Genomic DNA, 12,863 nt, shown 5'->3' on the forward strand with positions numbered 1-12,863 from the left:
TGATTACGATGAGGAGGCATTTACAGTTGAACAAATCGGCGAATTAGCCGGTGATGCGTTACTCGAGTTTGGCGCTCCTTGGTGTGGACACTGTCAGGCTGCAAGACCTGCGATAAAAGAAGCAGTAACGGAACATTCAGGCCTGCGTCATATTAAGATATATGACGGAAAAGGCAAACGACTGGGACGTGCGTTCAAGGTAAAGCTTTGGCCGACTTTGATACTCCTACACGATGGCAATGAGGTGGCTCGTCTAGTGAGGCCATTACGCTCTGACGAGGTTCGCCAATTACTTTCGAAAATCAAGTAAAAGCAGCTAACTATCAAATCAGTACGACAATGCAATGAACTGAATCCCACGTTTAGCTTCATGCTTTAGCCCCCATCTAAACTATGTTTAAGAATTTGGAACTGGCTTTATAAATTTGAGCTAATGACGTACTCTAACTTCTCTAAAATCATATTGACCGACATGGCAGAGAGAAAAGTCTGTTTCCCCCTTGAGAATTGGTGACAACTAAACAGGCATTTAACCCTGAAGTGACAGTCTATTTTTGGCTAATCAAAACTTTATATCTAACTATTATTACTGAGAGAGAAAATGAGCGAAAACGCCCCTGCTGAAAAAACATTCCAAGAACGTTGTGATGAATTTATTGACCTTGCTAACCAGCAACATGCAGAAACCGAAGTGGACAATGTCAATGCTGCAATACTGTTCTCTGCATCACGTTTCAGTGTATTTAGCACTGCACCTCAGTTTGATGAGGTTGAAAAGTTACAAGAAGAAAAACAAAAAATCATTGAGTATTTCACTCAGCGTTTTGCAGAAATGATGGCAACGAATCTCGACGAATATATCGAACGCTTTGATGAGTACAACCCAAAGTAAGTTGACTTCGCTTATCAACTAAAAAAGCCGACATTGCGTCGGCTTTTTTGTCTTTGCATCCATGCAGTAAAACTTATTTAAAGCACGGTATAATCAGGCATCCAATACAACATACATCCGATGCAATTAACTTATCTCAATGGCTACCCAGAGCCCGTTCTCGAGAAAGTCAGGGCGGCTATTTCTACTGAAACACTCGGCCAGTTCCTGTTAAAAAAGTATCCTGACACACACGACATTAAAACGAGTAAAACCTTGTATGCGTATGTGATGGATTTAAAGCATCAATACCTACGCCAATCCAGTCCGCTCAGCAAAGTCATCTATGACGACAAGCTGGATGTTTTGCATCAGGCATTGGGATTACACACGTATGTATCGCGTGTTCAGGGCAGTAAATTAAAAGCCAAAAATGAAATGCGAATCGGTTCTGTGTTCAAGGTCGCACCGCCGGAATTTTTAAATATGATCGTGGTGCATGAACTGGCACATTTGAAAGAGAAAGACCATAACAAAGCCTTTTATAAGCTCTGTATGTACATGGAACCGAACTACCATCAATTAGAATTTGATGTGCGACTTTATCTTACCTATCTCGAATTCTTCGGTGCCTTGTATTAGCTGACAGGCGTGGTCTTATTGAAAATTGGTTAGACCTAAACAGCTCCCGAAGTCGCTTCACAACCACACGCAAAATCTACCTCTATTCAGGCATCCTGATTATGCATGTACTCCAGTTGCTCGGCTTCGCCGAGTTCGTGCTGTCTTTTCTTAGCCTTGCTCTCAACGATGGCTAACTCTTCATCGGAAATGGCTCCATGCCCCGCTACATTTCGGATCCGCTCCAGACAGAGCAAGGCTTCATCCGGATCCTGATGTTCAATGCTGTTGTCTATCAGAGCCTTTGCTAGAGCCAGAACAGCTTCAGGGTTTCCGGTTTCGGCCGCTTTGCGATACTCCGCTTCCGTTTCACAAGGTGCTGGCTTTGATAATTGACGTTCCGATTCTGCATGGCGCTCGTCAAGTGTTTTGACCATGATGATGGTTCCCTGATTATGAAGAGACATTTTATAGCTAAGATGCGTTTACTGTAATTTAGTTTCGTGTTTCTGGCTATAGCGCAACTCAAGACTCAGTTAACTTGAAAATTACGTAAATCAAGCTGATTGCACTCGATTTTCGAAACGACGTTGTCGAGGATTATTTCTTGTGACGACGCTTTGTCCTGTAAATGGCACAGTAAGCCTGATAAAGAATATAGGGAGTGAGACCCAGTATCAGTGCTTCTAAACCGCTAAGTTGTTCTCCTGCCAGCACAAGAACAATGATTAGCAGCAATCCTACAGCACCGAACTTTAGAAACTTTATTGATTCTTTCGCTAAAACCTTCCGCATTTTGCTTCCTTATTAGATACGACGATTGAAATAATCATATCAAATCAATCTACGCCATTGTTTAGAAAACAATGCAAGAATTAATAATGGTGAACTTCGTTTTATCCATCCATCACTTAACCATCTCAATAAACGAGGAACAATTCGCCGGTAGGAGGCGTCACGATAGTAAGGATCACAAAAGAAAGCACGGATCCTTTCTGAAATATTTAACTATGACATTGCATGTGTAGTACATAACAGCATCTTACTAATAAAGGAGAAGCCAACATGTCGCACAGACTAACCAAGCGACCAATCAATCTCATCATGGCCTCAGCAATCCTGGCTGGATTGCCTGCAATGGCCTATTCAAACGCTGATGTCCCTGAACTGAGCCACAGCACAGTTATTTCTGGACTGGAGAGCCCCTGGGATATTGAATTGCTCGATGACGGCACGATGTTTTATACCGAAAAATGTCGTGGCCTGTCCGTCCGTGAGCCTAACGGTGACGTCAATCATCTATTAGGGCTCAGAGATACAAAGGACTTCGCCTCAACTGAGAAAGACCTCTTCTGTCAGGGGCAGGCAGGAATGAACGGCGTTGAAATCGACCCCAACTTTGAGGAAAACCGCTATATCTACGTTTACTCCGCCTCTAAAAAAACGCCACCGGCGACCAACCGTGTGCTGCGGCTGAAGGTCAATGAAGATTTCACAAAAGTCTCTGACCGTACTGATATTGTGGAAGATATTCCGTTTAAACCCAAACCGACGGATCATCCATTCGGCGAAGCCGGTGCCCACAACGGCGGTCGAATCCAGTTTGGTCCGGATAATACCTTCCTATACGTCACGACCGGCGACAACCATAACAGCCGATTGCCACAGTCTCCGGAATCACTGGGCGGCAAGGTGCTTCGCATTGACCGTAATGGTAAGGCCGCTCCTGATAATGGAACGCCCGACAATTATGATCCCAAAATTTACACCTATGGCCATCGCAACGTCCAGGGCCTGACCTTCCACCCAGAAAACGGCCAGCCAGTGATAACAGAACATGGTCCCTGGCACTCCGATGAAGTCAATATGCTGGAAGCCGGGGGTAATAGTGGTTGGGATCCTAAGCCCAATATGGCGGGCCGCGGCGACTGTCCCGATGATTACTGCGGTTATATGCCCAATCAGAAAGAAGGTATGGATCCAGATAAACGGTCAGAGTACATGCCGATAACCGACCTTGAAACTTATCCGGATGCCATCAAACCTGCATGGCAAAACAATCAGCTCTCTCAGGGTATCAGCACTGCTGATTTCCTAACCGGTGAACAGTGGGGAGACTGGAACGGACGGTTGGCCGTCGGTTTCATGGGAATCGGTTTTGGCGGCACACCCGTCGGCAACCGGATTGAACTGCTAGACATTGCTGATAATGGAAAATCGGTCAATGCTGTGACAGAAATGCCTTTGCCTATGGAGCCGGGGCGATTCCGGACGCTTGTTCAGGGACCTGAGGGTGGTCTGTATGCCGTTATGGGTAAAGGCGTCATCTATCGCATTATGCCGAAGTAAGATCTACAACAGCATTGCAAGGATGCAGTGCTGTTTCAAACCGAAAACATAGACTAAGACACCATCCTTAGTTGGCCCCATGCACAATGCAAGCGAACAAATTTTAATTGTGTAAAACCAAGCCAGCTTTTACCCTGAACTTATCTGCAATGAATAAGTCAGTTTTTCTTTTAATGGGGATAGGTACGTGTCATTTATTGTTTCACACGATTTCATCAAAGCCACACAGCATAGAGAGTTAACACCCTATCGTGAGCGAGTGGCGCGAGAAGAAGCCGATAGCCGCGGTTATATCAAAACCACGGAAATGGAAATCGAGCCCCGTCAGCTCACACTCGCCGCTTTACAGGATATGGCTCAGGTGGCTGAGGTGCTGGACGATATCAAATCAAGGCGGGCAATTGAGGCGATTCTGCTGGCGCGTGATGGCGAGTTTGACTCCCCTATTCCCAACTTCAAAGCGTTTTCATCGACACTCGAATCCTACCTCAAACATAAGCTGATTGATGGTTGGGTCTATCTTAAAAAAGACGACGCCAAATTGTATCCGGCACTGGTTACCGACTTCAGCTATAAACCTGCCACCGCCCATGCCGATGAAATGCTGCTAATGCATGTCTGCCATCTTTCACCCAACCTGAAGAAAGGTTACTTCGGTTTTGAGCATGACTACATTGCTTTTGGACCTGGAGACGTCAATAAAAAACGAATCAATGAAGCACTTGAGCTCAAACGGGTCTATAAAGAAACACCAGCACTTAAAGCAGAATACGAAGACAGTTATGGTCGTTATTGTCGTGAAATTAAAAATGCGTTTTCAGAGCAGTTCGTGGCCAGAGGGCTGATTTTCACTGATAAAACCCAAGCCAACTCCGATGGCTCGGTGATTGATACCCGCGTTATTCACGATATGGCGGAAAGTGATGTCAAAACCTATTCGCAGTTAAGAGAATCCTGCCTGGTGGAGGACGAGGATAATGTGCTGGCGCTGCCTGAATGGCCTTTACTGCGGGTGTTTAATTTAAAAACACATGGTTTTGTCTGGATTCACGCTGATTATCTGACTCGGTACCAGTATGACCTGTCGTTGAAAGACAAGCTCATTCTGCCGAAAACCCACCACGACTTGCTTGACGTGCTAACCACCCATGTTGATGTATTCAGTGGCGATATTATTGAGGGCAAAACTGCTGGTAATGTGATTCTGTGCAAAGGCGTACCGGGCGTGGGGAAAACCCTGACCGCCGAGATTTATGCCGAGCTGATAGAACGACCATTGTATTCACTGCATTCCGGCTCATTGGGTACCAATGCCAAAGATATTGAAGCCAACCTGAGAATTATCTTCGCTCGCGCCGAGCGCTGGGACTGCGTTTTGCTGCTGGATGAGGCCGATGTATTTATCGTTAAACGCAGTGACAACATTGAACAAAATGCCATTGTTGCCGAGTTCTTACGCACGATGGAATATTTTAGCGGTTTGCTGTTTATGACCACCAATCGTCCTTCAGATATTGATGAAGCAATCATTTCTCGTTGTGCTGCCATTATTGAATACAACATTCCCACACCGGAAAACGCAGCCAAAATATGGCAAGTTTTTGCTAGCCAATATGAGTTTGAGTTATCCGACAAATTGCTGGCTCAATTGCTGGCGACCTTCGAAGAAATCAGTCCTCGAGACATGAAAATGTTGTTACGACTGGTATTGCGGGTATCAAAAAATATGAAAGTGGATGCGGATATTGATGTCTTCCGCCAATGTGCCATGTTCCGTGCCATTAAGATCACCGAAGCTTTATAGCTTGTTTGAAGCACGAGTTTCGATAAAGTGATTGTGATGCATAGCTTCAGACTTGGTAAGTAGATGAAGGATAATGAAATGCCACTCGGGAATCTGCTTAAGTTGAATAAAGGCGAACTTTTCGCATTACGCCTTTTCACAGTTATTAGGAGGTAAAACTTCGTAATAAGTCTTTTTCAATACAAAGGGGTTGAGCGTTCGCAATCAAAGAAATCAAACAATATACAAGGATGGAGAGTTATTTAATGGCAAAACGATATATTCCTTAACTAAGGTTATGCCGGTCTCATAGCGCTCAATTTTTTGCATCTGAAATGACATAACTGTGTCATTGTTTTAGGAGAAATGTATGATTTCAGAAGAAATTAAAAATGCACAATCAATAGAAGAAGTGGTCCAAATCATTGATAACGGTGGCACAGAATCTGAATCACCAGAAGAAGTGGCTGCTAAATATGCTTACTTAGCTGTCCTTAAAAAAAACAGTCAAAAAAAAGACGATTTAGAAACTGAGCTCAATGGATTGATGGAAAAAGGCGCTTTATTTGACTATCTTTTAGCGTTGGAACACGCCGAGTCCTTTCTCATTGACACCTTGAATAAATCAACTGCACCACAAGGGTTGTAAGCCCTTTGCTCCATAACCACTGGCTGATTAATTATTATAGACCCACGCTAGAGGGTTCATTGTTCTCATTCTATCTTGAGTTTCTGGAGGTGCCCAATGCCTCAAGGCAGTAAAGAAAAATACACCGATAAACAAAAGCGCAAAGCCGATCACATCAAAGAAGGCTATCTTGAACAAGGTGTTTCTGAAGAGGAAGCCGAACAAATAGCCTGGGCCACAGTAAATAAAGAATCAGGTGGTGGCAACAAGTCCGGCTCCGGTCGTGGCCAAAAAGACAATCGCAGTGCGAGTCGTGAAGGTGATAAAAACAGTTCTTAAAGCAATTCATTGACCGAGACATAAAGCATGTATCCAACCTCAGGCATGCTTATCTCTTAAGATCTTCACCGTGTGCCCAGTAGGTATATACTTAAACAGTATTGATGTAATTCTCATTAAGCCCGTCCCATATAACCTTAGCCCTCCCAATCAGAGTAGTGGTTGTATTTTTCCAGCAATAAAGTGTACTGTTTCGAACTATCTCTTTAATAATTAGCTAATTAACGCGTCATTTATGTGCGTCAAGCCCCTCTTATTACCTATATTTAGGTTCATTTTTTGAATTATGATTAAAAGCCGAAATACACTATTTTCGATTGGTCTGATATCGCTGGCGCTCTTAATTATTACCGCTATTTACTACTCCTTACATACAGGTCGTGCTATAGCAAAAGGGTATACACCGTTAGTTAACGCGACGATGAAAATCCAGCTCGATACTACTCTCGCTCATCTCTGGTTTGAAGAGTCTCTTGGCGGCGATACATCCATTGATATTAACAATGTCTGGACACATCTGGACGAGGCTGAGTGGTATGCACAAGCAATACTGGATGGTAACAAAGGTATTGTTGACAACAATCCTGACTTACGGCCTGCTATTGAACAAACGCTCCAGGCGCTTCGCTCCTTCCGAGTCATTGCTAAAAGCAGATGGCAAGCACAGATAACCTCTCTACCCGGTTCCGAACTCGATCAAGAGCTTGATCGCATCTTCATCAGACTCAATGATTCTGTTGGAAAGGCAGAAAAGATTCTGAACAACACAATTAATGAGAAGCTACGAGACTATGAACTTATTCAGAATCTGTTAATTGTGCTCGTTTCTGTCTCGGGCCTGTTAATGGCCTATTTTTTATACATGAATGATCGTATCCGAACCAGGCAGATGCGTGAACTGAATAACAAAGAAGAAAAATTAGAAGCCACGCTTGCTCAGCGAGACAGAGATACGGACAAGCTAAAACTAGCAGCCAGCGTTTTTACAAACGCGCGAGAAAGCATCACTATAACGGATGCTGACGGTACAATAATTGATGTCAATGATACCTTCACTTCAGTAACCGGATATAGCCGTGAAGAAGTTATTGGTAAGAACTCCCGCCTTCTCAAATCTGGGAAACAATCAGCCAGATTCTACGATGAATTGTGGAATAGCCTATTAAAAGATGGTCACTGGTACGGCGAAATATGGAACCGACGTAAAAATGGTGAGGTGTATCCTGAAATGAAAACCATCAGTGCCATACGCGATGAAGATGGTATTACGACCCATTATGTCGCTTTGTGTACTGAAGTGACACAAATGAAAAAGAATCAGGAACAATTAGAACATATCGCCCATTTTGACCTTCTCACCAGCTTACCCAATCGTACCGTATTAGAAGACCGACTGAATCAGGCAATAGCACAATGTCGCCGTAAAAAACTAACGCTTGCCGTCGCGTTTTTAGATTTGGATGGCTTCAAATGGGTGAATGATACATTTGGCCATGAGGTGGGGGATGAATTGCTTATTGCGGTCTCTCATAAAATGAAAGAAGTATTACGTGAAGGAGACACTTTAGCCCGTATTGGTGGCGATGAATTTGTTGCTGTGTTAGTTGACCTGGACAAAGTTGAAGACTGTCAGCCTGTATTAGAGCGGTTGCTTGCTGCGACGGCAGATCCTGTAACGGTAGATGAAAAAATATTAAAAGTATCATCAAGTATTGGGGTCACGCTTTATCCGGACGATGATGTCGATGCAGACCACCTCATTCGCCATGCTGATCAGGCTATGTATATCGCGAAACAAGCAGGTAAGAATCGTTACCACTTATTCAACACGGAACAGGATGATGCCGTTAAAGTACAGCGTGAAAATATAGAAGCTATTCGCCAAGCGTTGGATAACGAACAATTTGTGCTTTATTATCAACCCAAAGTGAATATGAGAACGGGCAGTGTGATTGGTGCCGAAGCCCTAATCCGGTGGCAACATCCGGAAAAAGGACTGTTAACACCACATGAGTTCCTGCACATCATTGATGATCATATTATGAGTGTTGAACTCGGTGAATGGGTGATTGAAACGGTATTAACACAAATCAGTCAGTGGCATGAAATGGGGATCAATCTTCCAATTAGTATTAGTGTCAATATTGCTGCAGTGCAATTACAACAAAATAATTTTTTGAATAAGCTTAAGGCATTACTAGCCGCTCACCCTACGGTCGATCCTAGTTATTTGGAATTGGAAGTGTTGGAAACCAGTGCTTTGGATAATTTAATGCACACTTCCTCCATCATGAATGAATGTATCGCGCTTGGCGTAAGTTTTTCTCTGGACGATTTTGGTACAGGCTATTCTTCGTTAACGTATCTCAGACGTTTACCTGCCAGCATCATAAAAATAGATCAAAGTTTTGTGAGAGATATGCTTGTTGATCCAGATGATTTAGCGATTGTTGAAGGTGTAATAGCGTTAGCAAAATCATTCAAACGTAACGTGATCGCTGAAGGCGTTGAAACCGTTGAACATGGTACAGCTCTTTTGCAATTAGGCTGTGAGTTAGCACAAGGTTATGGTATTGCAAAGCCGATGCCTGCTACTGATATAGTGGACTGGGTCACTGACTGGAAACCATACGAGGATTGGCAAAGCTAACCCAGTGTCTATTTTTGTGACTAGTAAATAACGATAGCAAAGCCGATGAACATATCAAAGCTATCGTCATCTTGGTTTCTTACGCTGTCTTGAGTGACACCTCTGGCGAAAACTGCCTCACCAGTAGCTTTTCGAATTCAACGCAATCAATGAAGGTTTAATTCAACTGTTCAAGAATCGTATTGAACGTTTTACTTGGACGCATAATTTCAAGCATCATTGTGTCATCGGGTAGGTAATAACCGCCCATATCCACCGATTTACCCTGCACTTCCAGCAAGTCTTCAACAATTTTGTTCTGCTGTTCTGTCAAAGATTGCGCAATAGGCTTAAACACGGTTTGAAGACCAACATCATCAGATTGTTCAGCAAGCGCTTGCGCCCAGAAGAGTGCAAGATAAAAATGTGAACCACGATTATCAATCTCACCCGTTGCTTCTTTGGGTGACCGGTTTTCCTGTAATAATACGCCGGTAGCGGCATCTAATGTGTCTGCCAGCACTTTTGCTTTGGCATTATCCTGTGTATTGGCCAAATGCTCCAGAGAAGCCGCAAGCGCCATTAACTCGCCTAATGAGTCCCAGCTTAAGTGATTCTTTTCCAGTAATTGTGAAAGTAGTTTTGGCGCTGTACCACCGGCGCCGGTTTCAAATAAACCACCGCCTTGCATCAAGGGCACTACTGATAACATCTTGGCCGATGTGCCCAATTCCAGAATCGGGAACAAGTCGGTGTTGTAGTCACGTAGGACATTACCCGTGACAGAAATAGTGTCCTGCCCTTTACGCATTCTATCCAAAGAAATTTGGGTCGCGACAACCGGATCCAAGATACGAATATCAAGGCCTGCTGTATCGAGATCGGGGAGGTAATTATTCACCTTATTAATTAGTTGAGCGTCATGTGCACGGTTCTGATCCAGCCAGAAAATAGCCGGCGTATCAGATAAACGGGCTCTTGAGACAGCCAGTTTGACCCAGTCACGGATGGGTTCGTCTTTGGTCTGACACATTCGGAAGACATCACCCTCTTCCACTTCAAAGTTAAAGACGATTTCACCTTCAAGGTTGGTCACAATAATCTTACCTGCAGCCGATGCCTGGAAGGTTTTATCATGTGAGCCATATTCTTCGGCTTTCTTAGCCATCAAGCCAACATTGGGCACAGTACCCATCGTGACTGGATCCAATGCGCCTTTCTTTTTGCAGTCATCAACCACGGTTTTAAAGACACCGGCATAACAACGATCCGGAATCACCGCTAGCGTATCCTGCTGCTGCCCGTCTTTGTTCCACATCTTACCGCCCGCCCGAATCATAGCAGGCATAGATGCATCAACAATCACATCCGATGGGACGTGAAAATTGGTAATACCTTTATCCGAATCAACCATGGCGAGGCTGGGTTGGTTTTCATAGACAGCAGCAATATCCGCTTCTATCTGTGCTTTGGTAGCAGCATCAACATTCGCCAGTTTGCTGTATAAATCGCCCAGACCATTATTAAAATCGACACCCAGCTCTTCAAACAAAGCGCTATGTTTATCAATCAGGTCCTTGAAATACACTTTGACCGCAAAGCCAAACAGAATCGGATCTGATACTTTCATCATAGTCGCTTTCAGGTGCAATGAAAGCAGGACGTTTTCTTGTTTAGCTTTGGCAATCGCATCGGCATAAAAAGCCTGCAGGCTTTGTGCTTTCATTCGGGTAGCGTCGATAACTTCACCCGCTTGTACCGGAATTGAATGTTTGAGCACTACTTCACTATCGTTTGCATCAACAAAACTGACTTTATAGTCATCCGTTTTTGTTGATGTGACTGACAGCTCGCTGCCATAGAAATCATCCGCATCCATATGAGCGACATCCGTTGCAGAGTCGGCTTTCCACTCCCCCATTGTGTGTGGGTTTGTGCGTGCGTAGTTCTTAACTGCAGCAGGCGCACGACGATCAGAATTACCTTCACGAAGAACGGGATTAACAGCCGATCCCAGTACTTTAGCGTAGCGATCTTTAATCGACTGCTCCACATCATTCTTCGGGTTATCCGGGTAATCTGGCAAATCGTAGCCTTTCGATTGGAGCTCTTTTATTGCAGCTCGCAATTGTGGAATAGAGGCAGAGATATTCGGCAGCTTAATAATATTCGTGTTTGGGTCTTGCGTGAGCTTGCCCAGTTGGCTTAGATGATCAGGGATTTTCTGAGATTGATGCAGATTGTCAGGGAAGTTAGCAATAATTCTACCGGCCAATGAGATATCACTTATTTCAAATTCAATATCGGCTGTCGAGGCGAAAGCGCGAATAATGGGCAACAATGAATACGTTGCTGAGGCGGGAGATTCATCTACTTTCGTGTAAATAATTTTCGACATTCTTGATCCTTACTAACTTTTTCTGATTTTGATAAACATCATTTTTCAGAACCCGGCTATATGCCAGTCAATAACACTATTTCTGAAGGGATGATTGTATCGTTCTCTGATCGCAGACATTATACGTTATCAGAGCCGTTACAGGATGGTTCAGACTAATTTGTTGCTGTGGATTAGGAAGCACTGACACCCGGCATTGGGCTTATCATCGACAATCCAGAGCCGATGTCATTCACATAAGCATAGCTCAATCCGAGCGTTGTTATTCAGATTTCATTTGAGAAAAAACAGCCAGAGGATGTGTGGTAATGATATGAAGCATAACCCGCTGGCCTGGATTGGCGAGTTGTTCATGACTACAACGAATTTTTACAATGGCACCGTCGTCCGTTTTGACTGCATAAAGACGGGCACTGCCCTCATAACGACTCCAGATAACTTCACCATTACCCTCATCGGCAACGTTGAGTGATAAATCATCCGGCCGCAGTAAGAGTTCAACGTCACCATAGGCGCCATTCACCGCAGAAGCTGGCGCATTGCCCAGTGAAGTCGTAACAACATTACCGCCCTGCTCCAAAGTGCCGGTCAGGAAGCTGGCATCACCGAGAAAACGCGCCACAAAACGATTAACCGGTTCGCTGTAACAAATTTCCGGCTGATCAATCTGCTCTAGCTTGCCATCCCGCAATACTCCAATTCTGTCACCCACAGAAAGCGCTTCTTCCTGATCATGCGTTACCCAGATAGCAGGGACACCAGCTTCTTTCAATGCATTACGGATTTCCCAGCGCAGATCGTCTTTTAATGCGGCATCGAGATTAGATAAGGGTTCATCAAGCAGTACAAATGCCGGTTCATGAGCCAGCGTTCGCGCCAAAGCGACACGTTGTTTCTGGCCACCTGAGAGATTCTCTGGTTTTGAGTGTCGCCAAGGGCTCAGGCCTAACAATTCAATCCAGTGGTCAGCTTGTTTCATATCCTTCAATTTGAAGCTGATATTCTGCTCAACGGTTAAATGAGGAAACAGAGCGAAGTCCTGAAACACCATTCCGACATGACGTTTTTCAGGCGCTATGGTTTTCGTTGCTGTCACCGTTTTTGAGCCAAGCTTAATGATGCCTTCCGATATGGGAATGAGTCCAGCTAAGGCATGCAGTATTGTCGTCTTCCCACAGCCTGTTGGCCCGACCAACGTCAGAAGTTCGGAATCCCCCAGTGTCAGACTGAGATCATCGACCACTT

11 protein-coding genes are annotated in these 12,863 nt (G+C 44.3%); 8 read left to right on the forward strand and 3 right to left on the reverse strand.

Annotated features, from left to right (window positions below):
- From ACTF5U_RS11465 to ACTF5U_RS11475, 3 genes are all read left to right on the forward strand, one after another.
- A partial coding sequence (locus ACTF5U_RS11465) for a thioredoxin family protein (protein ID WP_438971766.1) occupies positions 1-310 on the forward strand: 310 nt, incomplete at its 5' end.
- A 291-nt stretch (positions 311-601) separates the two neighbouring features.
- Complete coding sequence (locus ACTF5U_RS11470; RefSeq protein WP_438971767.1) at positions 602-892, forward strand: DUF3144 domain-containing protein; 291 nt, start codon at positions 602-604, stop codon at positions 890-892.
- A 120-nt stretch (positions 893-1,012) separates the two neighbouring features.
- On the forward strand, positions 1,013-1,513 hold the full coding sequence (locus tag ACTF5U_RS11475; protein ID WP_438971768.1) for a M48 metallopeptidase family protein: 501 nt from the start codon (positions 1,013-1,015) through the stop codon (positions 1,511-1,513).
- 86 nt (positions 1,514-1,599) lie between these two features.
- Here ACTF5U_RS11475 and ACTF5U_RS11480 read toward each other — a convergent pair whose 3' ends face one another.
- Positions 1,600-1,929, reverse strand: coding sequence for a hypothetical protein (locus ACTF5U_RS11480; RefSeq protein WP_438971769.1), 330 nt, complete (start codon positions 1,927-1,929; stop codon positions 1,600-1,602).
- 628 nt (positions 1,930-2,557) lie between these two features.
- Between ACTF5U_RS11480 and ACTF5U_RS11485 the strand changes: the two genes are divergently transcribed.
- From ACTF5U_RS11485 to ACTF5U_RS11505, 5 genes are all read left to right on the forward strand, one after another.
- Positions 2,558-3,841, forward strand: coding sequence for a PQQ-dependent sugar dehydrogenase (locus tag ACTF5U_RS11485; protein WP_438971770.1), 1,284 nt, complete (start codon positions 2,558-2,560; stop codon positions 3,839-3,841).
- A gap of 187 nt (positions 3,842-4,028) precedes the next feature.
- Positions 4,029-5,645 (forward strand): AAA family ATPase, encoded by a 1,617-nt coding sequence (locus ACTF5U_RS11490; protein ID WP_438971771.1) that lies wholly within the window; start codon positions 4,029-4,031, stop codon positions 5,643-5,645.
- 349 nt (positions 5,646-5,994) lie between these two features.
- Entirely contained in the window at positions 5,995-6,273 is a 279-nt protein-coding gene (locus tag ACTF5U_RS11495) for a hypothetical protein (RefSeq protein ID WP_438971772.1), read from the forward strand.
- 96 nt (positions 6,274-6,369) lie between these two features.
- Complete coding sequence (locus tag ACTF5U_RS11500; protein WP_438971773.1) at positions 6,370-6,591, forward strand: plasmid stabilization protein; 222 nt, start codon at positions 6,370-6,372, stop codon at positions 6,589-6,591.
- Between the two features lie 286 nt (positions 6,592-6,877).
- Positions 6,878-9,241: a putative bifunctional diguanylate cyclase/phosphodiesterase gene (locus tag ACTF5U_RS11505; protein WP_438971774.1), complete on the forward strand. Its 2,364-nt coding sequence runs from the start codon at positions 6,878-6,880 to the stop codon at positions 9,239-9,241.
- Positions 9,242-9,398: 157 nt separating this feature from the next.
- Here ACTF5U_RS11505 and ACTF5U_RS11510 read toward each other — a convergent pair whose 3' ends face one another.
- Together ACTF5U_RS11510 and ACTF5U_RS11515 are read right to left on the reverse strand one after the other, a co-directional pair.
- The gene (locus ACTF5U_RS11510) at positions 9,399-11,618 is read right to left on the reverse strand and encodes an NADP-dependent isocitrate dehydrogenase (protein ID WP_438971775.1); all 2,220 of its coding nucleotides are present in this window, start codon (positions 11,616-11,618) and stop codon (positions 9,399-9,401) included.
- A gap of 262 nt (positions 11,619-11,880) precedes the next feature.
- Positions 11,881-12,863 (reverse strand): ABC transporter ATP-binding protein (locus ACTF5U_RS11515; protein WP_438971776.1); only part of this gene is annotated, 983 nt, incomplete at its 5' end.

This window comes from Methylophaga sp., assembly GCF_965655755.1.
Taxonomy (GTDB): domain Bacteria; phylum Pseudomonadota; class Gammaproteobacteria; order Nitrosococcales; family Methylophagaceae; genus Methylophaga.

Coding starts and splice junctions, on each gene's coding strand:
- ACTF5U_RS11495 (WP_438971772.1), top strand. CDS start 5,995: ATGATTTCAGAAGAAATTAAAAATGCACAATCAATAGAAGAAGTGGTC.
- ACTF5U_RS11485 (WP_438971770.1), top strand. CDS start 2,558: ATGTCGCACAGACTAACCAAGCGACCAATCAATCTCATCATGGCCTCA.
- ACTF5U_RS11500 (WP_438971773.1), top strand. CDS start 6,370: ATGCCTCAAGGCAGTAAAGAAAAATACACCGATAAACAAAAGCGCAAA.
- ACTF5U_RS11480 (WP_438971769.1), bottom strand. CDS start 1,929: ATGGTCAAAACACTTGACGAGCGCCATGCAGAATCGGAACGTCAATTA.
- ACTF5U_RS11505 (WP_438971774.1), top strand. CDS start 6,878: ATGATTAAAAGCCGAAATACACTATTTTCGATTGGTCTGATATCGCTG.
- ACTF5U_RS11475 (WP_438971768.1), top strand. CDS start 1,013: ATGCAATTAACTTATCTCAATGGCTACCCAGAGCCCGTTCTCGAGAAA.
- ACTF5U_RS11510 (WP_438971775.1), bottom strand. CDS start 11,618: ATGTCGAAAATTATTTACACGAAAGTAGATGAATCTCCCGCCTCAGCA.
- ACTF5U_RS11470 (WP_438971767.1), top strand. CDS start 602: ATGAGCGAAAACGCCCCTGCTGAAAAAACATTCCAAGAACGTTGTGAT.